Origin of the sequence: Citrobacter sp. A316 (assembly GCF_002042945.1) — a bacterium.
Classification (GTDB): domain Bacteria; phylum Pseudomonadota; class Gammaproteobacteria; order Enterobacterales; family Enterobacteriaceae; genus Citrobacter; species Citrobacter portucalensis.
Genome location: NZ_MVFZ01000003.1, coordinates 193,254 through 216,914 on the forward strand (window position 1 = coordinate 193,254; position 23,661 = coordinate 216,914).

Annotated in this window: 21 protein-coding genes, 2 tRNA genes and 2 other RNA genes; 8 read left to right on the plus strand and 17 right to left on the minus strand. The window is 50.6% G+C overall.

Translation table 11 applies throughout. From position 1 onward, the window contains the following. Positions 1–6: 6 nt before the first annotated feature. The 4 genes from oppC to ychE form a co-directional block, all read right to left on the minus strand. Positions 7–915 (minus strand): oligopeptide ABC transporter permease OppC, encoded by a 909-nt coding sequence (gene oppC / locus BZK41_RS05000; protein ID WP_003020701.1) that lies wholly within the window; start codon positions 913–915, stop codon positions 7–9. Between the two features lie 14 nt (positions 916–929). Further along, positions 930–1,850 (minus strand): oligopeptide ABC transporter permease OppB, encoded by a 921-nt coding sequence (gene oppB, locus BZK41_RS05005; RefSeq protein ID WP_003020708.1) that lies wholly within the window; start codon positions 1,848–1,850, stop codon positions 930–932. A gap of 233 nt (positions 1,851–2,083) precedes the next feature. Further along, positions 2,084–3,715 carry an oligopeptide ABC transporter substrate-binding protein OppA gene (gene oppA / locus BZK41_RS05015; RefSeq protein ID WP_003020712.1) on the minus strand — a complete coding sequence of 544 codons (1,632 nt, stop codon included), beginning with the start codon at positions 3,713–3,715 and terminating at the stop codon, positions 2,084–2,086. 771 nt (positions 3,716–4,486) lie between these two features. Then, a complete protein-coding gene (gene ychE / locus BZK41_RS05030; RefSeq protein ID WP_003020714.1) occupies positions 4,487–5,134 on the minus strand; it encodes an NAAT family transporter YchE in 648 nt (215 codons plus the stop codon). A 487-nt stretch (positions 5,135–5,621) separates the two neighbouring features. Here ychE and adhE point away from each other — a divergent pair, with 487 nt between their 5' ends. Further along, on the plus strand, positions 5,622–8,300 hold the full coding sequence (gene adhE, locus BZK41_RS05035; protein WP_079937394.1) for a bifunctional acetaldehyde-CoA/alcohol dehydrogenase: 2,679 nt from the start codon (positions 5,622–5,624) through the stop codon (positions 8,298–8,300). 237 nt (positions 8,301–8,537) lie between these two features. On the opposite strand, the gene tdk is transcribed toward adhE, so the two are convergent. After that, complete coding sequence (gene tdk / locus BZK41_RS05040) at positions 8,538–9,155, minus strand: thymidine kinase (RefSeq protein ID WP_008784954.1); 618 nt, start codon at positions 9,153–9,155, stop codon at positions 8,538–8,540. A 610-nt stretch (positions 9,156–9,765) separates the two neighbouring features. On the opposite strand from tdk, the gene hns reads away from it, so the two are divergent. Continuing rightward, positions 9,766–10,179 carry a histone-like nucleoid-structuring protein H-NS gene (hns, locus tag BZK41_RS05045; RefSeq protein ID WP_003020723.1) on the plus strand — a complete coding sequence of 138 codons (414 nt, stop codon included), beginning with the start codon at positions 9,766–9,768 and terminating at the stop codon, positions 10,177–10,179. A gap of 136 nt (positions 10,180–10,315) precedes the next feature. Here the strand turns inward: hns and galU are convergent, their stop codons facing one another. The 3 genes from galU to rssA form a co-directional block, all read right to left on the minus strand. After that, a complete protein-coding gene (gene galU / locus BZK41_RS05050) occupies positions 10,316–11,224 on the minus strand; it encodes a UTP--glucose-1-phosphate uridylyltransferase GalU (protein ID WP_079937395.1) in 909 nt (302 codons plus the stop codon). 204 nt (positions 11,225–11,428) lie between these two features. Further along, a complete protein-coding gene (gene rssB / locus BZK41_RS05055) occupies positions 11,429–12,442 on the minus strand; it encodes a two-component system response regulator RssB (RefSeq protein WP_079937396.1) in 1,014 nt (337 codons plus the stop codon). A 90-nt stretch (positions 12,443–12,532) separates the two neighbouring features. Then, positions 12,533–13,444 carry a patatin-like phospholipase RssA gene (rssA, locus tag BZK41_RS05060; RefSeq protein WP_079937397.1) on the minus strand — a complete coding sequence of 304 codons (912 nt, stop codon included), beginning with the start codon at positions 13,442–13,444 and terminating at the stop codon, positions 12,533–12,535. Between the two features lie 111 nt (positions 13,445–13,555). Here rssA and BZK41_RS05065 point away from each other — a divergent pair, with 111 nt between their 5' ends. From BZK41_RS05065 to BZK41_RS05090, 6 genes are all read left to right on the plus strand, one after another. Further along, positions 13,556–14,011, plus strand: coding sequence for a YchJ family protein (locus BZK41_RS05065; RefSeq protein WP_079937398.1), 456 nt, complete (start codon positions 13,556–13,558; stop codon positions 14,009–14,011). A 55-nt stretch (positions 14,012–14,066) separates the two neighbouring features. Beyond that, positions 14,067–14,909 (plus strand): formyltetrahydrofolate deformylase, encoded by an 843-nt coding sequence (gene purU, locus BZK41_RS05070; RefSeq protein ID WP_003020737.1) that lies wholly within the window; start codon positions 14,067–14,069, stop codon positions 14,907–14,909. Positions 14,910–15,065: 156 nt separating this feature from the next. Next, positions 15,066–15,150 (plus strand) — tRNA-Tyr (locus BZK41_RS05075). Positions 15,151–15,194: 44 nt separating this feature from the next. Beyond that, positions 15,195–15,326: non-coding RNA, RtT sRNA (locus tag BZK41_RS05080), on the plus strand. 34 nt (positions 15,327–15,360) lie between these two features. Next, a tRNA-Tyr gene (locus tag BZK41_RS05085) sits at positions 15,361–15,445 on the plus strand. A gap of 44 nt (positions 15,446–15,489) precedes the next feature. Next, a non-coding RNA gene (locus BZK41_RS05090) (RtT sRNA) lies at positions 15,490–15,621 on the plus strand. Positions 15,622–15,726: 105 nt separating this feature from the next. Here BZK41_RS05090 and BZK41_RS27470 read toward each other — a convergent pair. The 9 genes from BZK41_RS27470 to BZK41_RS05130 form a co-directional block, all read right to left on the minus strand. Continuing rightward, positions 15,727–16,164: a nucleotide disphospho-sugar-binding domain-containing protein gene (locus BZK41_RS27470; RefSeq protein WP_253193746.1), complete on the minus strand. Its 438-nt coding sequence runs from the start codon at positions 16,162–16,164 to the stop codon at positions 15,727–15,729. Between the two features lie 34 nt (positions 16,165–16,198). Beyond that, positions 16,199–16,498, minus strand: coding sequence for a hypothetical protein (locus tag BZK41_RS27475; protein WP_253193747.1), 300 nt, complete (start codon positions 16,496–16,498; stop codon positions 16,199–16,201). Between the two features lie 221 nt (positions 16,499–16,719). Then, entirely contained in the window at positions 16,720–17,826 is a 1,107-nt protein-coding gene (locus BZK41_RS05100) for an acyl-CoA desaturase (RefSeq protein ID WP_079937399.1), read from the minus strand. Further along, entirely contained in the window at positions 17,813–18,937 is a 1,125-nt protein-coding gene (locus BZK41_RS05105) for a sterol desaturase family protein (RefSeq protein WP_079937400.1), read from the minus strand. Before BZK41_RS05105 ends, BZK41_RS05100 begins: the two co-directional genes overlap by 14 nt. Then, entirely contained in the window at positions 18,930–19,547 is a 618-nt protein-coding gene (locus tag BZK41_RS05110; protein WP_079937401.1) for a phosphatase PAP2 family protein, read from the minus strand. Before BZK41_RS05110 ends, BZK41_RS05105 begins: the two co-directional genes overlap by 8 nt. Then, positions 19,544–20,830, minus strand: a complete 1,287-nt coding sequence (locus BZK41_RS05115) for a F390 synthetase-related protein (RefSeq protein WP_079937402.1) — start codon at positions 20,828–20,830, stop codon at positions 19,544–19,546. Before BZK41_RS05115 ends, BZK41_RS05110 begins: the two co-directional genes overlap by 4 nt. Further along, entirely contained in the window at positions 20,827–21,633 is an 807-nt protein-coding gene (locus BZK41_RS05120; protein ID WP_079937403.1) for an MBL fold metallo-hydrolase, read from the minus strand. The genes BZK41_RS05115 and BZK41_RS05120 overlap by 4 nt, the downstream gene beginning before the upstream one ends. Beyond that, a complete protein-coding gene (locus BZK41_RS05125) occupies positions 21,611–22,627 on the minus strand; it encodes an NAD(P)-dependent oxidoreductase (RefSeq protein ID WP_079937404.1) in 1,017 nt (338 codons plus the stop codon). Before BZK41_RS05125 ends, BZK41_RS05120 begins: the two co-directional genes overlap by 23 nt. Continuing rightward, positions 22,624–23,631 (minus strand): 3-oxoacyl-[acyl-carrier-protein] synthase III C-terminal domain-containing protein, encoded by a 1,008-nt coding sequence (locus BZK41_RS05130; RefSeq protein WP_079937405.1) that lies wholly within the window; start codon positions 23,629–23,631, stop codon positions 22,624–22,626. The genes BZK41_RS05125 and BZK41_RS05130 overlap by 4 nt, the downstream gene beginning before the upstream one ends. Between the last annotated feature and the right edge of the window lie 30 nt (positions 23,632–23,661).

Here is a 23,661-nt window from a genome sequence, read left to right on the forward strand (position 1 = left end):
CACTCCTTAACGGTCTTTCGGGTCGAGGGCATCACGCAGGCCATCGCCAATAAAGTTAAAACAGAACAAAGTAACCACCAGGAAACCTGCCGGGAACAGCAGCAGCCATGGTGAGACTTCCATCGAGTTGGCACCATCACTGAGCAGCGCGCCCCAGCTACTTAACGGCTCCTGCGTACCTAATCCCAAAAAGCTTAGGAAGGATTCAAACAGGATCATGCTCGGCACCAGCAATGAAGCGTATACCACCACCACACCCAGCACGTTCGGCACAATATGGCGGATAACGATACGCACGGTAGATACTCCACCCACTTGCGCCGCTTCAATAAACTCTTTGCGCTTGAGGCTCAGCGTTTGTCCACGCACGATACGCGCCATATCCAGCCAGGAGACCATCCCGATCGCGACAAAAATCAGCAGGATATTTTGCCCAAAGAAGGTGACCAGCAGGATCACGAAGAACATGAACGGGAAGGAGTTGAGGATTTCCAGCAGACGCATCATCACCGAGTCGATTTTTCCGCCGAGGTAGCCCGACAGAGAACCATACAGTGTACCCACAACCACCGCGACCAACGCCGCCGCAATGCCAACCATCAGCGAGATGCGCCCGCCAATCGCCACGCGCACCAACAGGTCGCGTCCCGACGAATCAGTACCGAAATAGTGGCCTGATTCCGTATCCGGCGCGCTGGACATCATGCCCCAGTCGGTATCGAAGTAGGTAAACTGCGACAACATTGGCGCCAGGGTTACAAATAGCGCAATAATTACCAGCACCACCAGACTTGCTACCGCCGCGCGGTTATGCATAAAGCGTCGACGCGCGTCCTGCCACAGGCTGCGGCCTTCGACCTCCAGCTTTTCACTGAAATTCTCCAGCGCTTCGCTGTTTTTCTTACTTAACATCATAGCGAGCTCCAGTATCAGTAACGAATTTTCGGGTCGATAACGGCATACAGCACATCGACAATCGCGTTAAACACGATGGTCAGCGTACCCACAAGGATGGTCAGACTCAGAACCAGCGAATAGTCACGGTTTAACGCGCCATTGACGAACAACTGGCCAATGCCCGGCAAACCATAGATGGTTTCAATAACCATCGAACCGGTGATAATGCCGACAAATGCCGGTCCCATATAGGACAGTACTGGCAACAGCGCAGGTTTTAACGCATGGCGGAAAATAATCCGCCGCATCGGCAGCCCTTTAGCGCGCGCGGTACGAATAAAGTTAGAGTGCAGAACTTCAATCATCGAACCGCGAGTAATACGGGCGATACTGGCGATGTAGGCAAGCGATAACGCCACCATCGGCAGGATCATAAATTTCAGCGCCCCGCCGTTCCAGCCCCCGCCGGGTAGCCATTTCAAGGTTATGGCAAATATCATGACCAATAAGGGAGCGACCACGAAACTGGGGATAACTACCCCGGTCATTGCCACCCCCATCACCGTGTAGTCCCAACGTGTATTTTGCTTCAGCGCGGCTATCACTCCGGCGCTAACGCCGACGAGTACCGCGAGAATAAAGGCAGCCGCACCCAGCTTCGCAGAAACCGGAAAGCTCGAGGCAACGAGGTCGTTAACCGTGTAGTCTTTATATTTAAAGGATGGCCCAAAATCGCCATGCGCCAGCTGTTTCAGATAGCTGAAATACTGCGTCGAGATAGGATCGTTAAGATGATATTTCGCTTCAATATTCGCCAGCACCTCTGGCGGTAACGCGCGTTCCCCGGTGAATGGGCTTCCGGGCGCAAGGCGCATCATAAAGAATGAAATCGTAATAAGAATAAACAGCGTCGGAATCGCTTCCAGACAGCGACGTAATATGAATTTTAACATTGCCCGTACCTTCTGGCGTGTGCCTTTATACCCGTCATACTTCAAGCTGCAGGTGCGTTGGCTTTACTCGCTCACGCCAGTCACTTACTTAAGTAAGCTCCTGGCGATTCGCTGCGTTGCCGCCTTCCTGCAACGTGAATTATTTAGGGTATACCTCTCTTTGTCTAAAGAGGTATTTATAGTTCGAAGAAAAAGACACTGTGGGGCAACTTTGATCGCCCCACGTCTTGCCATTAATGCTTGATAATATACAAGTCTTTAACGTGGATATTATCCATCGGGTCTTTACCGGAGTATCCGCCAACCCATGGTTTCACCAGGCGGGCATTAACATAGTAATAAACCGGTACAATCGCAGAATCTTTATCCAGCTGCTGTTCCGCTTTCGAATACAGTTCGCTGCGCTGCGCTTCATCCGTCACTTTCAGCGTATCCGCAATCAGCTTATCAAATGCCGGACTCTTATAGTGGACGGTATTATTGGAGCTGTCGGACAGCACCATATTCAGGAAGGACGTCGGTTCGTTGTAGTCCGCACACCAGCCCGCACGCGAAACATCATAGTTGCCCTGGTGGCGTGTATCGAGGAACGTTTTCCATTCCTGGTTTTCCAGCTTCACATTAGCACCCAGATTTTTCTTCCAGATAGATGCCGCGGCAATAGCCAGCTTCTTATGCAGGTCTGAGGTGTTATACAACAGATCAAAGGTCAGAGGTTTTTCAGCCGTATATCCGGCCTCAGCCAGCAGTTTCTTCGCTTCTTCATTACGTTTTTCCTGAGACCACTTGAACCACTCTGGCTCAACCAGTTTCGCACCATCGGTGTATGGAGGAGTAAAGCTATATGCCGGCAGGTCACCCTGGTTTTTCACTTTATTGACGATAATGTCACGATCCAACGCCAGCTTCAGGGCGGTACGAACACGAACATCGTTGAACGGTGCTTTCTGGTTGTTAATTTCGTAATAATAGGTGCACAGATACGGGTCAACGTGGACTTCGTTCGGGATCTCTTTTTTCAGTTTCTGGAATAACTCAATCGGCATGTTGTTATAGGTCATGTCGATTTCACCGCTGCGATAGCGGTTAACGTCAGTCACTTCAGAAGAAATAGGCAGGTAGGTTACCTGGTTAATAACCGTTTTGGCGTTGTCCCAATAGTTGGTATTACGCTCAAGCACAATGCGCTCGTTGACAACCCAGTCTTTCAGTTTATACGCACCGTTAGTAACGATGTTAGCGGGCTGGGTCCACTTCTCGCCGAATTTTTCAACAGCAGCTCTAGGAACCGGTGAAACGGAGGAGTGCACAAGCAGTTTGTAGAAATAAGGAACTGGTTCGCTGAGGGTGACTTCAAAAGTATGATCGTCGAGAGCTTTTACACCGAGATCGGTGATCGGCTTTTTGCCGGCGATAATATCATCAATATTGACAATATGACCGTACTGCAAATAACTAGCATACGGTGAAGCGGTATTTGGGTTAGCCAGTCGTTGCCAGCTATACACGAAATCTTGCGCGGTAACAGGCGTGCCGTCAGACCACTTTGCATCTTTACGCAGATGGAATGTCCAGACTTTAAAATCTTTATTTTCCCATTTTTCAGCCACGCCAGGCGATGGCTTGCCATCGACATCACTGATTAATAAACCTTCAAACAGGTCACGGTTAATGTTGGATTCAGGTACACCTTCGATTTTGTGGGGATCGAGTGACTGCACTTCCGAACCATTATTGCGCACCAGAGTCTGCTTTTCAGCAAGCTGCACACCCGCTGGCACTACTGCCGCCGTGGCAACATTTCCAGCGACTAGCGCAGTTAAGATCCCCGCAGCTACTAAACTTTTTTTAGTGATGTTAGTCATTGTGTTGTACTCCCTCATTATTATGGCTGGTTTTTTAACCAGACTGTTAATCCTGTCAGGATCCCTGTACGGCACCGGAGATTTTCTGCCGTCAGGTGGTTTATTGTTTTACTGCTTGCTATCACCGACTTTATTTATTCTGGCGATTCGTATGACCGCCTTGCGTCGATTCTCTACGTGCCTCCCCTGCCGGAAACACGCTATTACCCTGTTGAGAGAAACTAACTGCAAATGATTCTCATCAACGTGAATTCTTCTGCATAATACCTGGCCGGAAAGTATCAAATGCGTTTCTTAACCGCCAATACATTTTACAAATTTGTTAACCAATTCTCTTTTATTGGAAATAAATCTCACTTAAAAAGTCTTACGAATGAAGATTCATTATAAAAAACTCACACAAATCAATGCATTATATCGACAACGGTGTTAACTACCCTGTCCGGTGTCAACGCCCTGTCAAAATGCACATAAATTTAACAATTGGTTATTAATTAGCACATTCAACTGAAAAAAACGCTGAAATAACTAATAACATTTCGATAATCCTTCAGCAAGCCCCAGAGTATGATGTTAATAAAATAACAGCGACATCGGGATCCATCTGGCGGACTGATGAGTGCTACATTCATAAAATCAACGAATAAACAAATGAGTAATCATCAGAATTTTTTATTATTACTTTGCTGATTTTCAACTTTAGTGAGAAGTTTTACTGATAATGAAAGGAAACGGAGCCGGGACCGACTCCGTTTGTACAGAAGAGAGATATCAGGCCAGCAAACCTGGGAAAATAGATTTAATGCCTGTAACGATGAATTCAATACCTAAGGCCATTAACAGCAGCCCCATAATACGCGTAATGACGTTGATACCGGTTTGGCCTAACAGGCGCACTAACCATGGTGCCATGCGAAACAGCCCCCAGCAGCACAGGGCAAACAGCGCAATCGCGACAAAAAAGCCAAACAGGTTAATCGCACTGTGATATCGCGTACCCCAAACAATAGTTGAGCTTATCGCCCCCGGCCCCGCCATCAACGGCAATGCCAATGGTACAACGCCGATACTCTCACGGATTGCGGTTTCTGATTTTTCCTGTTTGTTTTGTTTATCTTCTCCTAGTTTTCCGCTAATCATTGACATCGCGATAGTCACAACCAGAATGCCGCCGGCAATCCTGAACGAATCTATTGAGATACCGAAAAGTTGCAGAATACCATCTCCAAGAAACAGCGAAGTCCACAGGATGATAGCGACCGACAGGTTTGCCGTAAGGTTGGTTTTGTTTCGCGCTGCAGCAGTTTGATAGCTGGTCATACTGATAAAGACGGGGATGATCCCTACCGGGTTGACCAACGCAAATAACCCAATGAAAAATTTAAAATAGACAGGAAAATCAAATAGCGTTTGGATCACGGTTAGCTCCGAAGCGTTAGCCGGATAAAATGAGTCATAAAAATTGATAAAATCCGCGCTGAAGATACGCCTTTTGTCAGCATACTTCACCTTCTATCTTCGTATATCTACGTAAATACGCTACCAATACTCAGTGTTATTAATATGTATTGATTATGCTAATGTTATTAGCATTCATTACGTCAATTTGTTAACACTTAACGAGAGACGCTAAAAGGGCCTGCTGAAAGGTGTCAGCTTTGCGAATTTTTGATCCAGATCACGCAATTACTACTCAGAAGTGAGTAATCTTGCTTACGCCACCTGGAGGTAATGCGTTAGGGTTAACTGGCGCTAGCGTATAAGCTCTTTTAGTAAATCAAAGTAAAGTGGACGTTAATTAACCGTTTGATTTTCAAACCGTTACACAAATTTTCGTCGGTCTGTCTATACTCTCGTATCGAGCAGATGATTTACTAAAAAAGTTTAACATTATCAGGAGAGCATCATGGCTGTTACTAATGTCGCTGAACTTAACGCACTTGTAGAGCGCGTAAAAAAAGCCCAGCGTGAATATGCCAGTTTCACTCAAGAACAGGTTGACAAAATCTTCCGTGCCGCCGCTCTGGCTGCCGCAGACGCTCGAATCCCTCTCGCGAAAATGGCCGTTGCCGAATCCGGCATGGGTATTGTCGAAGATAAAGTGATCAAAAACCACTTTGCTTCTGAATACATTTACAACGCTTACAAAGATGAAAAAACCTGTGGTGTGCTGTCTGAAGACGACACTTTCGGTACCATTACCATTGCGGAACCGATTGGTATCATCTGCGGTATCGTTCCAACCACTAACCCAACTTCTACTGCGATCTTCAAATCACTGATCAGCCTGAAGACCCGTAACGCCATCATCTTCTCTCCGCATCCGCGTGCAAAAGATGCAACGAACAAAGCAGCTGATATCGTTCTGCAAGCAGCAATCGCTGCTGGCGCACCGAAAGATCTGATTGGCTGGATCGATCAACCTTCCGTTGAACTGTCTAATGCACTGATGCACCACCCGGACATCAACCTGATTCTTGCGACCGGTGGTCCAGGCATGGTTAAAGCGGCATACAGCTCCGGTAAACCGGCTATCGGCGTAGGCGCAGGTAACACCCCTGTTGTTATCGACGAAACTGCTGATATCAAACGTGCTGTTGCATCTGTTCTGATGTCTAAAACCTTCGATAACGGCGTAATCTGTGCTTCTGAGCAGTCTGTCGTCGTGGTTGACTCTGTATATGATGCAGTACGTGAGCGTTTTGCGACCCACGGCGGCTACATGCTGCAAGGCAAAGAGCTGAAAGCAGTCCAGGACGTTATCCTGAAAAATGGCGCGCTGAACGCAGCTATCGTTGGTCAGCCGGCATACAAGATTGCTGAACTGGCAGGCTTCTCCGTACCAGAAACCACTAAGATTCTGATCGGTGAAGTGAAGGTTGTCGACGAAAGCGAACCGTTTGCTCACGAAAAACTGTCTCCGACACTGGCAATGTACCGTGCGAAGGACTTCGAAGACGCTGTCATTAAAGCTGAAAAACTGGTTGCGATGGGCGGTATCGGTCATACTTCTTGCCTGTACACTGACCAGGACAACCAGCCAGAGCGTGTTGCTTACTTCGGTCAGATGATGAAAACCGCGCGTATCCTGATTAACACCCCGGCTTCTCAGGGTGGTATCGGTGATCTGTACAACTTCAAACTCGCACCTTCCCTGACTCTGGGTTGTGGTTCCTGGGGTGGTAACTCCATCTCTGAAAACGTTGGTCCTAAGCACCTGATCAACAAGAAAACCGTTGCTAAGCGAGCTGAAAACATGTTGTGGCACAAACTTCCGAAATCTATCTACTTCCGTCGTGGCTCTCTGCCAATCGCACTGGATGAAGTGATTACCGATGGTCACAAACGTGCGCTGATCGTGACCGACCGCTTCCTGTTCAACAACGGTTATGCAGACCAGATCACCTCCGTTCTGAAAGCTGCTGGCGTTGAAACTGAAGTGTTCTTTGAAGTTGAAGCTGACCCGACTCTGACCGTTGTTCGCAAAGGTGCTGAGCTGGCTAACTCCTTCAAACCAGACGTAATCATCGCGCTGGGTGGTGGTTCCCCGATGGACGCCGCGAAAATCATGTGGGTTATGTATGAGCACCCGGAAACCCACTTCGAAGAACTGGCGCTGCGCTTTATGGACATCCGTAAACGTATCTACAAGTTCCCGAAAATGGGCGTGAAAGCGAAGATGGTTGCAGTTACCACCACTTCCGGTACCGGTTCTGAAGTGACTCCGTTTGCGGTTGTTACTGACGATGCAACTGGGCAGAAATATCCGCTGGCAGACTACGCGTTGACTCCGGATATGGCGATTGTTGACGCCAACCTGGTTATGGATATGCCGAAGTCCCTGTGTGCGTTCGGTGGTCTGGATGCCGTAACTCACGCTCTGGAAGCGTACGTTTCAGTACTGGCTTCTGAGTTCTCTGACGGTCAGGCTCTGCAAGCGCTGAAATTGCTGAAAGAAAACCTGCCTGCGTCTTACCATGAAGGTTCTAAGAACCCGGTAGCGCGTGAGCGTGTACACAGTGCAGCGACTATCGCCGGTATCGCGTTTGCTAACGCCTTCCTGGGTGTATGTCACTCAATGGCGCACAAACTGGGTTCTCAGTTCCACATTCCTCACGGTCTGGCGAACGCCCTGCTGATCAGCAACGTTATTCGCTATAACGCGAACGACAACCCGACTAAACAGACTGCATTCAGCCAGTACGACCGTCCGCAGGCACGCCGTCGCTACGCTGAAATCGCAGACCATCTGGGTCTGAGCGCACCGGGCGACCGTACTGCCGCGAAAATCCAGAAACTGCTGGGTTGGCTGGAAGAAATCAAAGCTGAACTGGGTATTCCTAAGTCTATCCGTGAAGCTGGCGTTCAGGAAGCTGACTTCCTGGCACACGTGGACAAACTGTCTGAAGATGCGTTTGACGACCAGTGTACTGGTGCTAACCCACGTTACCCGCTGATTGCTGAACTGAAACAGATTCTGCTGGATACCTACTACGGTCGCGAGTACAGCGAAGACCAGACTGCCGCTAAGACTGAAGCAGTAGCTGCACCGAGAGCAGAAAAGAAAGCGAAGAAATCCGCTTAATTTGCTCAGATAAGTTTTAGTTTCACCATAAACGGTCCCAGTTGGGACCGTTTTTTTTCGTCTTGTGTTATGAACATCGGGTGATACACAATTTAGCCATGTGAATAGAATGGCACTGTAAGAGATGTATTCAGGAAGATGTGAGAATAGCCATCAGAAGAGAGTCTGACAGGGTAGAGAACATTGGCGAAGGTTCCTGCCTACCCTGCGTTTATAAGCGCTCAGAAGCGTACAGGGTTAATCGTGGCTGTGTCGTTCTTGTATCGCCGTCAGAGAGCCCTCAGACTGCGCTTGTTTGTAGTGTTTACGGCATACCGACACATAGCGTTCGTTCCCGCCGATAACCACCTGCTCGCCCTCGTTATAAGGCCTTCCAGCCTGATCAAGACGTAATACCATGCTGGCCTTACGGCCACAGAAACAAATGGTCTTTAATTCAACCAGTTTATCTGACCACGCAAGCAGGTATTCGCTGCCACCAAATAACTCGCCGCGAAAATCAGTACGTAAGCCGTAACACAAAACAGGAATATCCAGTTGGTCGACAACTTCAGATAATTCATAAACCTGTTGTCGGGTCAGAAACTGAGACTCATCGACCAGTACACAGTGAATTCTTTGCTGCGCATTCTCGGCGCGAATCTCTTCGAACAATGATGAATTTTGGTTAAACAATTTTGCAGGTGACGACAGACCTATACGTGAACTTACTTTTCCAGCACCAAAACGGTCATCAATTTCCGCTGTATATACAACGGCACGCATCCCACGTTCCTGATAATTGTACGAAGATTGCAACAATGCAGTCGACTTACCTGCGTTCATTGCAGAATAGTAAAAATATAGTTGTGCCATTGACCGAAGGCCCTCACCCGGGGAAATAAATATGGGCGGGATTGTATCATATTTCACGAACATGTCGGTGTAGCGTTGGCCGCAAAGGCGTATAAATGAGCGGGCAAGCTCGCACAGTGCCACCTGAATTTAAGTAACGGGTAGCGAGAGAGCATACAACCATCAACCAAACAGCCTGAGTTCGGACGCGTATATACACACTCTTTCACAAATAGTGCTCATGAAATTTATCAATGTCACTTATCATCATACGGCAATAAAGAAACCCTTCCCATATTGTTATTGAATCTACCCACTGTCGCCATGTATTAGCGAATTCACGTAAGCAAAACTAATACAAAAGGTTGAAATCACTGCAAAGAGATACTATTTGTACACCATAAAATGTGACCTGAATCTTGAATTTTTACTCTCAGCCGCAGAGAAGCCCCCTCATCAATAAGCCTTTTTTATGCCCAACATCATGGGGAATTTAAGACAGGAGAATTAATTCTGATACTAAATAAAGCGCAATTTTGAATTCCTTACATTCCTGGCTATTGCACAACTGAATTTATCGCTCTATTATTAGCTCAACAAACCACCCCAATATAAGTTTGAGATTACTAAAATGAGCGAAGCACTTAAAATTCTGAACAACATCCGTACTCTTCGTGCGCAGGCAAGAGAATGCACTCTGGAAACGCTTGAAGAAATGCTGGAAAAATTAGAAGTTGTAGTTAGCGAGCGTCGCGAAGAAGAAAGCGCTGCTGCTGCTGAAGTTGAAGAACGTACTCGTAAACTCCAACAATATCGTGAAATGCTGATCGCTGACGGCATTGATCCGAACGAACTGCTGAATAGCATGGCTGCTGTTAAATCTGGCACCAAAGCTAAACGCGCTGCACGTCCGGCTAAATATAGCTATGTTGACGAAAACGGTGAAACTAAAACCTGGACTGGCCAGGGTCGTACACCGGCTGTGATCAAAAAAGCGATGGAAGAACAAGGTAAACAGCTGGACGATTTCCTGATCAAGGAATAATTCAGAAATAGTTTGCTTAAAATCCCGCCACTGGCGGGATTTTTTTTACCTGTACTTCGCTCGACCCTACCCGGATTAGGTATAAAAAAACGGCGCTGTTAATACAGCGCCGTTCTGACCAGATAATACCAGCAGGTTACTTCTTAATACCCATCTCGTCTTCCAGCCAGGCTTTAAATTCGGCGCCGAGCGTATTATGGCGAATACCATATTCAACGAACGCCTGCATATAGCCCAGTTTATTACCACAGTCATGGCTTTTGCCCTTCATGTGATAAGCTTCAACCGTCTCTTTTTCAATCAGCATATCGATAGCATCTGTCAGCTGAATTTCATCACCCGCTCCCGGAGGGGTTTTAGCCAGCAGAGGCCAGATATCGGCACTAAGAACGTATCGACCCACAACGGCCAGATTAGAAGGCGCAACATCAGCTTTTGGTTTTTCAACCACGCCAACCATCGGGACGCTTTCGCCCGGGGATAATTCAACGCCTTTACAATCAACAACGCCATAAGCCGTAACATCTTCTACCGGTTCAACCATAATCTGGCTGCTACCTGTTTCATCAAAACGATGAATCATTTCGGCAAGGTTTTCGCGGGATAAATCAGATTCGTATTCGTCAAGAATTACGTCCGGCAGGATTACAGCTACCGGTTCATCGCCAACAACCGGGTGCGCGCACAATACCGCGTGACCCAGACCTTTAGCCAGCCCCTGACGCACCTGCATAATAGTCACATGTGGCGGACAAATAGATTGCACTTCTTCAAGCAGCTGACGTTTTACACGTTTTTCCAGCATCGCTTCAAGTTCAAAGCTGGTATCGAAGTGGTTTTCAATAGAATTCTTAGACGAGTGAGTTACAAGTACAATTTCAGTGATGCCCGCAGCAATACATTCGTTTACGACGTACTGAATTAATGGCTTATCAACCAACGGTAGCATCTCTTTCGGGATTGCTTTCGTAGCCGGTAACATCCTGGTTCCTAATCCCGCAACCGGGATAACGGCTTTTTTGACTTTTGAATTAAGGGCAGCCATTTAAAACTCTCCTGGACTGTTCATGTATTGAACGTGTTCATCATTCTGTATCGCATCCGAGTATATCAGTACAGCGGCAAGCTTCTGGTCTGAAAAGGACGCGCGTCGGTATAATTAAGATAAATACGAATAAAACTGGCGCTGATAGTAGCACTCACAGCATTGGGAAGGTGAACCAATTTCATTTGCACGCCTCTCATTTGTTCATTCCGCAGACAACATCAAGCGCAGGCGACCTCCCGCCCCCCAAATTTGGCATTGCCATGACTCACAATGTTGGCTCAACTGATTAAGATACGTATTACCTAAGGTACCCAGCGGAACGCCATTGCTGATTTGCACATGGTGGGAACCTGTATTTAATGTCGCATTCAGCCCTGCTGATACCAGAATCAGATTTTTTAATCCGCTGTGGTAATACCCCACCAGCAAGGGAAACTGCCCTGGTAAATTGGCTTGTCGCAACAAATGATTTACCTGTTTCAATAACGTACCCAGCTCTGGCAGCCGCTGATTTTGTTGTGTCAGTTGCTCCTGCAGTAAACCATTAAATAGCGCCCGCAGTAATAATGCAGCCAGAACGCCATTATCCCCTGCCCGCGTCACATCAAGGCAATAAAATGCAAGGTCATGATCCGACAGCGGCGCAATATCCAGTACCAACCCCGGTTGGTCGGCTGCCACCAATTGTCGATAGTTAATGCGACAGTGCGAAATCACTTGTGAAACTGGAGGCTGTAATTCTTTTAGCAGCTTCGCGGCGGCGGCAGGATCGTCCACCATCGCATCCCAGTCGCGAAACAGCCGCTCTTCTTCTTCCACGCGTGAATTAAACATATTGGGATAAAGACATGCAAAGACGGTTTCTCGCAAGCGATTAAGGTCTTTCACCGGCTTCAATAGGACATCATCCACACCGAGTCGTAGCGCTTTGGCTATGTCGGACATGTTTTCCGTCGCAGAAATCACCAGTATCGGGGTCTGATCGCCGCGATTGCGTAGATACTCAACCAGTTTGAGGCCGTTCATTCTTGGCATAGCCAAATCGCAAATCATTAGATCTGGTGTGAAGTGTCCGAGTAGTTCAAGTGCTTCAAGCCCGTCGCCAGCTACCGCTGTTGTCGCTCCCAAAGAGGAAAACCATGAGTCCATGAGTGAGCGAAACACTGGCTCATCCTCAACGATAAGAATCTGTTTTCCGACCAATGGCTGCGTCATACTCTCCCCCCTGACTGGCTTTAATAAATAGTGGCATGCTATTGCCACTCACGCCTGTCAGAATTAGCTTAAGTGTTGATAAAAAATGCGTTAGACGTTGGTTTTCACCAGGGGTAGAAGCTCATCCATTTTCTTCTCGACCGCCAACTGCCCGGCAGCAATTGCCGCACTGGCTCGGTGAAAATCCAGCGTGGAAATTTGCGGACAAAACGGCTGAATCAGGATGTCTGGAGGGTCACCGGCCATGCGGTTACGTTTCAGACGGTTTTCCAGAACCTGAATAGACGTCGTCATGATCTCCATCGCTGTCGGTGCGGTTACCGCGCGCCTGGTCGTAATGTTGCTCAAGCGCTCTTTCAGGCGGGCATGCCATGAAAGCTCGTCAGCATCATCACCCGATTCGGTATCGCTATTGACGTTGAAGGAGAGTAAGTCTTGTTGCATGAGATGCGCATCGTGTTGCAGGTCGACCGCAATAACAATATCGGCCCCCAACGCACGAGTCAGGGATACAGGGACGGGATTCACCACCGCGCCATCGACCAGCCAGTAACCATTATGCGCCACGGGAGACATCAGGCCAGGAATACTGCAGGAGGCCCGGACAGCCAGATGCAAATCGCCTTCGGTGAACCAAAGTTCCCGGCCTGTACTCAGATTAGTAGCCACTGTTGCGAAACGGCGTGTGCATTGCTCAATTGCTTCTACCGGCATGACATTACGGTACTGATTGAATACCCGTTCACCGCGCAGTAAACCTCCCCTGCGCCACGAGAGATCCATCAGCCGTAAAACATCCCAATAGCTGAAAGAACATACCCACTTTTCGAGAGCAGGTAGCTTATTGCAGGCGTAGGCAGCGCCAACCAGAGAACCGATAGAGCACCCTGCCACGATATCAACATCGATGCCCATATGCTTAAGGGCTTTAATAACCCCAATATGCGACCAACCTCGCGCCGCGCCGGAACCTAGCGCAAGCCCAATTTTTATTTTTCTCATTGTACGTACATACTTCCCCTGGCTTGCAGACGTAGCAACATCGCTACCGCTCAGTTAACATAGTGCTACTCTGGCGTTTTTACGCCGTTTTTATATTCCAGGGAGTACTTTGTGTCTCAGCTTTGTCCCTGTGGTAGCGCTGTCGAGTATAGCCTATGTTGCTACCGTTATGTGTCCGGCGCGCAAGTAGCACCTACGCCGTCACATCTCATGCGTTCTCGTTACTGTGCTTTTGTGATGAAAGACGCAGATTACCTTATCAGGACCTGGCATCCGGACTGTCATGCGGCCGCGTTTCGCGAGGACATTATCGCAGGATTTACTCATACCAAATGGCTTGGACTGACCGTTTTTGAACAAGATACGGCTGACACAGAAAATATCGGCTATGTCAGTTTTGTCGCACGGTTTTCTGAACAAGGTAAAACAGGTGCAATTATCGAGCGCTCTCGTTTTTTAAAAGAAAACGGTCAGTGGTACTATATAGACGGTACACGCCCCCAAATTGGACGAAACGATACCTGCCCTTGTGGCTCCGGTAAAAAATTTAAAAAGTGCTGCGGCTAATCAATGCCCGACAGTATCAATTTTGCAAACATTCTCAACAGGATCACCGCTGCAAATGCATTCATTACAACGAAAAGTGCTGCGTACTATTTGCCCGGACCAAAAAGGTCTGATCGCGCGCATTACGAACATCTGTTACAAGCATGAACTGAACATCGTGCAGAACAATGAGTTTGTGGACCACCGCACCGGACGCTTTTTTATGCGCACCGAACTGGAGGGCATTTTTAACGACGTCACGCTGCTTGCCGATCTGGACAGCGCCTTACCTGAAGGCTCGATTCGTGAACTAACCCCAGCAGGCCGCCGCCGCATCGTCATTTTGGTCACCAAGGAAGCGCATTGTCTGGGCGATCTGTTAATGAAGGCCAATTATGGCGGGCTGGATGTTGAAATCGCCGCGGTGATCGGCAATCACGAGACGTTGCGTCCTCTGGTTGAACGGTTTGATATTCCGTTTGAGTTGGTGAGCCATGAAGGTTTAACACGTGACGAACATGATCAGAAAATGGCTGATGCTATCGACGCCCACCAGCCGGACTATGTCGTACTGGCTAAATACATGCGCGTTCTGACCCCGACATTTGTTTCACGCTTCCCGAATAAAATTATCAATATTCACCATTCATTCCTGCCTGCATTCATTGGTGCTCGTCCGTACCATCAGGCTTATGAGCGCGGCGTGAAAATCATCGGCGCGACGGCCCACTACGTGAATGATAACCTCGATGAAGGCCCAATCATTATGCAGGACGTGATCCATGTTGATCACACCTACACCGCAGAAGATATGATGCGCGCGGGTCGCGACGTTGAAAAAAATGTTTTAAGCCGTGCGCTGTATCAGGTTCTGGCTCAACGCGTCTTTGTTTACGGTAACCGAACGATTATTCTGTAATCGATTGATAAGTTAATTGGTTACCTTTACATCTTTACGTGTAAAAATCAGGCAACCAGTTCTTTTTTATCAACGGAATGCTTTACAGGGGCGCATCATTTGATATGATGCGCCCCGCTTCCAACGGAAGCAGGCCAGTAATTAGCATTACCCCGTGGTGGGGTTCCCGAGCGGCCAAAGGGAGCAGACTGTAAATCTGCCGTCATCGACTTCGAAGGTTCGAATCCTTCCCCCACCACCATTATTCACTACAGCGATGTAGTTATCCCGGTGAGTAATGCAGAAGTTTGCACTTGTCGGGGAAGAGTGAGAACCTTCGACTAAGGTTCGACTCGAGCGAAAGCGAGAGAACGTTGGCAACGCCAACGGCCCGAAGGGTGAGGAGCGAAGCGACGAATAATCCTTCCCCCACCACCATCTTCTAGCACTGCCTACAATTTGAATTACCCCTGGTGGGGTTCCCGAGCGGCCAAAGGGAGCAGACTGTAAATCTGCCGTCATCGACTTCGAAGGTTCGAATCCTTCCCCCACCACCATCACTTCGTAAAACACCAACACAAAATCAATCTGCAATGCCCCATATTCTTCCTATGCGGGAAGGATGAGAAACTTCGACTAAGGTTCGACTCGAGCGTTAGCGAGAAAGCGTTGCCGCAGGCAACGACCCGAAGGGCGAAGTGCGCAGCGCTGAGTAATCCTTCCCCCACCACCATCACTTCATAAAGCACCAACACAAAATCAATCTGCAATGCCCCATATTCGTCCTATGCGGGAAGGATGAGAAGCTTCGACTAAGGTTCGATTCGAGCATTAACACTCACTTTCTGTCATATCTTTCCACCAGTTTTCGCAGTGTGTCACCAGCCTGCGCTAGTGCCGTCAGTCCACTACGTAGCCAAATCCCTTTGCCTCTGTATTCCAGCCGCGCCGCATGATCAAACTGATCATAATCGACCGAATAAACTAGTGCGGGAACATTACGCGAGATGCAGTGCCACACAATACCGGCCCCGCCGTGGTGAATAACTGCAGCATAACGTGACAAATACCGGTCGTAATCGACCCACGGCACGCGACAAAAGTTGCCCTGTTGATAGCGCAGTCCACTCGTCCCGTTTCCTTGGGTAAAATGAAACACCCAGTCGGGCATGATCCCTGCGAGTACTGCAACGGCACCCGCTACCGCCTCTTTATGCCAGTCCAGATGCGTCACCAGCGTCACCAGCGTCACCAGCGTCACCAGCGTCACCAGCACATGCTTAGTTGCTCCAGTTCATCAGCAAAGTTTTTCAGTAACCCGACCACAGCGCGAACTGTCGATAAAGCTTCATCGGACTGGATTTTACCGCATAGCGTGGATTCGCCACCGCCAGCAGCGGCGTGTCATACTCACCGGACAAAACCATTGAGGTAAGCCCCGCGGCGGTGATCTTCGCTGCTGCGCCACGGGTGCTGATAATCCGCACCTGATACTGCGTGTATAACGCGAGGCCCATCGCCAGTACAGGATGCAAATGCCCGGCAAAGGGTGGGGCCAACAGATCAATACGGGTCAAGCCAGGCGGAATAAGATCGTATGAGCGTTGCATTACAGCGTCCTGATAAATCGTCTACACAAATCCCTCAGTGCATGCTGGGCAAGATAGTTCATATGTCCGCAAGCAATATGCGTATCCACGTCGCGAAACCAGAGGCGGAAAATCAGACCGAGGTCGGCGGCCCACAGCGTACAGCGAGATCTGCGGATCGTCGGCAAACCGCCGCAAAAAAGCGCCGGCAATAAACCCGGACACGCCGGTGAGTAAGATCTTCATGGCGCATCACGCTCTGGTGGTTGCCCCATCTTCCGGAGAAAATGCTGTTGGAGCGACAGCAAATCACGCTGAGTGAGCATGGAGTAATCCATCCCCTGCTGCTGTGCAATATCGGCAATAATGCGGCAAAGCGCCGGGTAATGGCGATGATGCCAATGGGGAAATAGATGATGCGTCAAATGAAGATTGATACCGCCAAGCCAGTATCCCAGCCACGCAGGCGTGGGCCGCCAGTCGAAGGTAGTGGCGAAAGTATGCGCGATCCTTCCCTGCGTCATGCGTCCTGTCGATGGCGGAAGCTGAGAGTATCCTTTGGCCCAGTGAGTCCCGATGATCAGCATGACGAAAATCATCGATGCGATAAGCTGGCTCACCACATAGGTCCCCAGCACGGTAAGCTCGCCCAGCCGCTCCGCCAGAAGCCATAGAGGCAGCGCCAGCATTAATATCAGATGCACCGCTTTACTGACCAGAAAACGGCTCCAGCCCGCCGCACCGCGCCGGGCCAGGTGCGGCGTAACCGGCGTTAGTCCGCAGCGATCCAACCAGTCGACCACCCAGATATACCAGGGAAATGTCAAACCGGCCACCAACGGCCAGTAAAAACGCTGCGCACGCATAAAAGGTCGCCAGCGCTGCCAGGGGGTCTGACGCAGTAAACCGTTTTCAGCGGTGTCCGGATCGTAACACTCAATATTGGTAAACCCGTGATGAAATCTGACGTGGCGCACGCGCCAGCTGTCAGCATCCAGGCCCAAAGGCAGGGCCGCTAGAAAACTGAGTCGAGCATTGGCGCGCTTCCCTCGCAAAAACGCATTATGCGAGGCATCATGCACCACGTTTACGGCCAGCAACATCGCAAACAGCATCATCGCGAGGTACGCCAGCGCAAAGGCCCATTTTGCCTGCGCACCCAGGGCGATGAGATAGCAGGAAAGCCAGGCCGCAACCAGCACTATAGCTTTAACAATGGCCCACCAATCGGCGTAGCGTCGATCGTTATGCGCAATCAGCAAGGCGCGAGACTGAACCTGCAATGCATTGACCAGCGCCGGGTCATCCGCAGGAAAAGTCAGTCGCGTCTGTGGATTAAACAGATTCACGCGCCGCTCCTACTGTTCGGCTACCAATCCCGCAGAGGACCATCATGCCGTGGATAACCAGCAGGACAGGCGTCACGCGCCAGAGAAGTTCATGCCACGTAAACAGCAGCGGATGGACCAATAACAGTAGCGTAACCCCACCCCAGACTCGCTTCCCCCAGCGCTGTCCGTCGCTGATACCGCCAAGCGCCACTGTGCCTGCCGCCAATAGCACAACCAGTAGCGCCTGTTCAGGCGATATGCTTTCGATTTGGTAGCCGTACCGCTGGATATAGCCCAGAACCAGAACAAATAATAACAGCGCACCCGTAATAAGGATCATCGTCCCGCCACCACTCTGACGCTCGCTCTGACGTTGAGAAGGCGCTAGCCCAAACAGCTTGAGAAAAGGCACATTGCTTTCACGTAGCGGGTTGCCTGAAAGCTGGCTGCCTTTCACCCCGAACTCAACCGATTCTACTGGCGGTGCTTTACAATACGTGCCGAATAGCCGATCCCAGATAAGAAAGGTGCCGCCATAATTGGTATCGGCATAGCGTTTTTCATTCAAGTGGTGTACACGATGGTGAGACGGCGTAATAAATACCTTTTCCAGCCAGCCAAGGCGGGGCGTAAGCGCATTATGGTTAAAAAACTGAACAGTGTAGTGGATGACCGAAACGGTCAGGTACACCGTCAACGGAACGCCGCACACCGCCAGCACCATAAAAAATGGGATCCCCGTAAGGGATGAATACCAGGAATTTCTGACCCCCAGGGACAGGTTATAGTGTTCCCCCTGATGATGGACAACATGCACCGCCCACAGCCAGCGCCGCTCGTGATGGAGGCGATGCAGCCAGTAGAAGCAGAGATCCCACGCGACCACCGTAAACAGCCAGACCCAGCCTGCAGCTACCCCATCAAAAAGATGCAAATTTGCGTACTGGAGAATCAGCGCATAACACAGCACTTCCAGGCAGCGAAACATCCACAGCACAATATGCCCGGAATTGAGATTGAAAATCACATCGCGCCAGTCGATTTTCTTTTTGCGCGACCATTGCAGAAAACACGCCTCGCAGGTCACCAGTATTAACATAAAAATAATGGGGTACAATAATTCACTCATAACGTATTTCCCTGTGTTGCTTTTTCCTTGCGACGATATACATTGCCAGCCAGCCGCTTCCTCCGGCCAGTAACACGCCACCCACTAAATCGATAAATAAATGTCTACGCAACTGAAGGATCGAGATAGCAATCGCCAGCGCCCACACCAGACTCACCGTGGTTATCACCGTCTGCCGCCGCATAGCGATAGCCCAGACAGTAAGCAACGTTAACCCCGCGTGAAAGGAGGGAAAGCAGTTCTGCGGCGAATCGATACCGATCAACCAGCCCAGTACCTGAGACGACAGCCCGTCAACGGCCAGCGGCGGATACTGCATCGTCGTCGGCCACATAAGATAAATACTCCCAGCCCCTATTGCCGCAATCTGCATGGCAAGCGTAAGCCAGCGTAATTGCACCAGCGGCACCAGAAAGTAGCCTGCTGGAATAAGCAGAAAGAACGATAAATAAAGCCAGACCGCCGTGGGTGAAAAGGGAATCACCCGATCGATGACCCAGGGCGTAAGCAGCGATCCCTGCCCCTGCAAACGATCGCAACACGAATAAACGATCCCCACCGTACCCCAGCCCAGCAGCATCTGTTTAAGTCGCAAAAATATCATTCTCATACTGCGCCCCACTGGCGGATAATCCGCCGCCGTTTCGCGTCAAACTGCGTCGGTGGCGATGCTGATATCTGCGTCCACGCCAGACGCGACACATCCACGCCCTGACGGGCAAAAAAATCATTCAGCGCCTGCTGGCAGGCTTGTAACGTCGTCGGCTCGCAATCAGCGGTAAGCGAGAGCGCGTCGGCGGCCGTCTGTGCCAACCGATAATCGACCGTGGGGGGCAACACGATAGCCAGCACCCGGCTACAGGCATCGGCAAATACGACCAGCTCTCCTCCCGTCACGTCAGGCAGCAGCAACTGATCGTCCTGCCGACCTTCAATACGGACAATCGCCCTGGCGGCACTGCCACAAGGGCACGGCTTATCACTCGCCACCAGTACGTCATTAAGGCGGTAGCGAACCACCGGCTGCGTGCTGCGGGTAAAGTCAGTGATAACCGGAATAAACCGCTGCTCATCTAGCCATTCCGGCTCGACATGAATAAACTCTTCGTTCAGATGCAGCGTACCGCAGGCGCAGGTTGAGGCCAGAAAGCCCTCAGTAGCCTGATAAATTTCACCGACCTCGCCGAATACGTCGCGCAGCAAAGTGCGATCCTGCTCCTCCAGCACCTCCGCCACCGAAATCACTTTTTTCACCTTCAGAGTCAGCGTTCCGGCACGTACGGCCAGCGCCAGCGCGCGCAGTACCTGCGCGGGAGCAACAATCAGCGTCGGTATCTGCGCCTCAAGCTGTGCGAGCTGCGGCTGAAACGGGGCAAGAAGATCGTAATATTCCAGACTGAGCCAGCGATTATTCACTCTGCGGTACAGATTATTATCTGCACGCAGGAACAATGCCACGCGCTCACCAGCCAGCAATCCATCGGGCAGGACTTTTGCCAGAATCGCCCCCGCCCACAGCAGTTGCTCCTGTGGACTCACCACAAACAGCCCGCGTTGCCCGGAAGTTCCGGAAGACAGGCCCACGCTAAACTCACCGACCTTAGGCGAGAAATCGCGATTGTGTTCACTGCGCAACGCGCATGCCATCAGAGCATCACGCTGTAACCCGGCCGTGTTCATCTCATCAAAATGGGTCATCATCTGCGTTTTGTCCATCGTCGGCCATTCGCAAAAAGGCCTCGCTAGATAATCTCGGAACCACGGACTTTTCACTAATACCCGGCGACGAAAAGCCTGCATTCTTTTTTCCTGCCAGGCCTCAAGAGAGGCCCTGTCGGTAAAGCGCAGCTTGCGGGTGCAGAAATAGCGCCAGAGAAGCGCGAATGGGATCATAAATCACCCTCATGGCATAACAGAATATCCGTAGCGCCGTTCTGCCAGAGTTGATTTAACCGCGCAAGGGTCTGGTAATACGCAGTGGAATCAGACATGACCAAATTTGCCAGCCGGGACGGACCTCGTAGCTCACGATAACTGGCGGGCGACCAGGCCGCATCAGCCGCCAGCAATGTCCATCCATCATCCGTCAACACAAACGCGCCAATATGCCCGGCAGCGTGGCCTGGAAGCGGTACCAGGATTATCTGCCCATCACTTCCCGGAAGTTCATAGCCGCGCGTAAAGGGTGCCAACGCAGCGGGTAATATCAGGTGCTCAAAACGCTCAATAAACGTTAACGACGACTCAAATTCTGCCGGAAACAGTCCTGGCACAAAGGCCTGGCGCAGGGCACCAAATCCGCGCAGCGTTCTGACCTGCGCCCACCCTTCACCCGAACAGATGCAGCTGACATCGGGGAAATCACGTAGTCCGGCCACATGATCGGCATGAAAATGCGACAGAATAATGGCGCTGATATCGCAGCTGACCAGCCCTCGTGCGAGCAACTGTCGGGCCAACGAGGCGTTTGGGTCGAAGTAGACTGGCGTCACCTGACGGTAGAATCGAAAAACGCCAGAACGGGTGTATTGCTCAAACCACGAGGCGTAACCGGTATCCCATAGCCAGCGTTGATCGCCAGCTTCCAGCAAGTATGCCCGCGACGGGAATTTGCAAACGCGCAACCCGGCGCCTTTTAGTGCCATACACCCTATATGCGTGCAGTACCCAACCTCAAAGGCGGTGATAGTTGCCATGCTTTCTCATCCATTCGCCGGTCAGTGCAATGCCTTCCGTCATTGAAATTCTTGGTCGATAACCCAGTTCATTGATGGCTTGTTGTGTACTCAGTGTCATATCAAAACAGACGGTGCCTGCACTGTAGCGAGTTACTGGCGGCTCTTTATCAAGACAGCGTCCGATGAGTTCCATTCCGCTGGCGACCAGAGACAACAGCTGCCACGGCACCTGACACAGGCGATAACGTAGCCCAAGCTGTTCTCGCAAAAGCGCATCAAGCATCACCTTCAGCCGCTGGGGTTGATGGTTAGTCACGTTATAGACGCGACCAGAAGGCAGCGACGCCACCGTCGTAGCCAGCTCCATGGCATACACCACGTTCTGCACGAAAGTGAGATCCAGCAGCACCTCACCACCGCGCGGTAAACGTAGCACGCCGCCGTCCCGATGAATCTGCTGTAGCAGTCGCGGGACAATCACATTATCATATGGGCCAAACAGGCCGCGCGGACGCAGCATAATAAATGTCGTCGCTGAAAAAGCGCGCACCGCGTCGGTAATCACCAGTTCTGCGGCATATTTACTGTCGGCATAGTGGCTACCAAAGCGGCGTGCAAGGTAGCTCTCCGGCAGATCATAGTGGTGGCGGAAATCGAAATACACCGCCGGGGTGGAAATATGAACGAAGCGCGGGATCTGCGCCCTGCCCGCCGCCTGCGCCAGCCGCTGCGTAACCAGAACGTTGTTCTGGTAAAAATCAGCGCGGCTACCCCACGGCGATGACTTTGCCGCACAGTGCCAAACGGCATCACAGCCGTCGACCAGCCTGAAAAAGTCCTTATCGCTGGCGCACGCCAGATCGAGTGGCACAAACCTCGCTCCCCATTGCGTAAGCGCTGCACCCTGATTCGTATTGCGCCCGATAGCCACCACATCGTGTCCGGACATCAGTAAAGACTCTGCGGCATTGCGCCCCAGCCCACTGGTCGCGCCGGTCAGCAGAATTTTCACGGTATGAAGACCATGCCCGCCAGCGTCAGCCCTGCTGCCGTCCCTATCAGCATTGCCGGTTGACCTGCGACCAGTCGTCCACTAACGATGGCCTCGTGCAGCGCGGTTGGTATAGACGCCGCGACCTGATTGCCATAGTGGCGGTAGATGTCAATGAGAGCGGATTCCGGCACGCGCAGTCGTTTACGCATATGTTCCAGCGACAGATGGCTGGCCTGATGCGGCACCACCGTGGCAATGTCGGACAGCGTAACGTCGCTTTTCGCCAGCAGGCGGGCAAAGTAATCCTCAATTAAGGAAGAAGCATAACGAAACAATGATTTCCCCTGCATGTGAAACAGAAAATCACTCTCGATCATCCCTGCACGGGGGTTACGCCGCGTGCCGCCCGCGCGAATTTCACACAACTCGCTACCGTCCGGATACATCTCAATCAAGCTTGCCAGAATGCCGGTTGAACCGTCGCCACGTTCGACAATAACGCATGCCGCACCATCGCCAAAAATCAGCGAGGATTCTTCATGCCCCCAGTCAATACCGCGCGAGGAAATATCTGCTGACACAATGGCGATACGACAATACGCACCGGTATTTACCAATCCGGCTGCCACTTCCAGTGCGGAAATAAAGCTAACGCAGCTGCTGTTGATGTCGAAACCCGCGATTCCGGCAGGCATCATTGCAGCTTTCAGAATATGGGTTGCACTACACGGGAGAGCCTGAAACGGAATGGCTGACGCACAAATCAGCAGATCAATGGAAGACGGTGATAACGCCCCGGCGTCAAGCGCATGGTGTAACGCCTGTGCCGCTAGCTCAGCCTGGCTGGCATCGTTGGTCACGTGATATCGCCAGGCAATACCCGAACGTTTTTCCACATAGCCCGAGGGTTTGCCGAGTTGAAGGTCAAGCATTGAAGATGTGATCCGTGTCGGCGGCAGAGCAATGCCGGTCGAGACGATTTTTAGCGCCATGTTAACGCCAGGGTGAGCTGAATATTCCATTATGCTTCATTTCTTTATCCCACGATTCGC

Excerpts from the sequence above, each read along its gene's own strand:
- oppC (WP_003020701.1), bottom strand. The coding sequence starts at position 915 with ATGATGTTAAGTAAGAAAAACAGCGAAGCGCTGGAGAATTTCAGTGAA.
- oppB (WP_003020708.1), bottom strand. The coding sequence starts at position 1,850 with ATGTTAAAATTCATATTACGTCGCTGTCTGGAAGCGATTCCGACGCTG.
- BZK41_RS05115 (WP_079937402.1), bottom strand. The coding sequence starts at position 20,830 with ATGATCCCATTCGCGCTTCTCTGGCGCTATTTCTGCACCCGCAAGCTG.
- BZK41_RS05105 (WP_079937400.1), bottom strand. The coding sequence starts at position 18,937 with ATGAGTGAATTATTGTACCCCATTATTTTTATGTTAATACTGGTGACC.
- BZK41_RS05110 (WP_079937401.1), bottom strand. The coding sequence starts at position 19,547 with ATGAGAATGATATTTTTGCGACTTAAACAGATGCTGCTGGGCTGGGGT.
- BZK41_RS27475 (WP_253193747.1), bottom strand. The coding sequence starts at position 16,498 with ATGCAACGCTCATACGATCTTATTCCGCCTGGCTTGACCCGTATTGAT.
- tdk (WP_008784954.1), bottom strand. The coding sequence starts at position 9,155 with ATGGCACAACTATATTTTTACTATTCTGCAATGAACGCAGGTAAGTCG.
- rssB (WP_079937396.1), bottom strand. The coding sequence starts at position 12,442 with ATGACGCAGCCATTGGTCGGAAAACAGATTCTTATCGTTGAGGATGAG.
- BZK41_RS05130 (WP_079937405.1), bottom strand. The coding sequence starts at position 23,631 with ATGGAATATTCAGCTCACCCTGGCGTTAACATGGCGCTAAAAATCGTC.
- purU (WP_003020737.1), top strand. The coding sequence starts at position 14,067 with ATGCATTCATTACAACGAAAAGTGCTGCGTACTATTTGCCCGGACCAA.
- adhE (WP_079937394.1), top strand. The coding sequence starts at position 5,622 with ATGGCTGTTACTAATGTCGCTGAACTTAACGCACTTGTAGAGCGCGTA.
- hns (WP_003020723.1), top strand. The coding sequence starts at position 9,766 with ATGAGCGAAGCACTTAAAATTCTGAACAACATCCGTACTCTTCGTGCG.
- oppA (WP_003020712.1), bottom strand. The coding sequence starts at position 3,715 with ATGACTAACATCACTAAAAAAAGTTTAGTAGCTGCGGGGATCTTAACT.
- rssA (WP_079937397.1), bottom strand. The coding sequence starts at position 13,444 with ATGAGAAAAATAAAAATTGGGCTTGCGCTAGGTTCCGGCGCGGCGCGA.
- BZK41_RS05120 (WP_079937403.1), bottom strand. The coding sequence starts at position 21,633 with ATGGCAACTATCACCGCCTTTGAGGTTGGGTACTGCACGCATATAGGG.
- galU (WP_079937395.1), bottom strand. The coding sequence starts at position 11,224 with ATGGCTGCCCTTAATTCAAAAGTCAAAAAAGCCGTTATCCCGGTTGCG.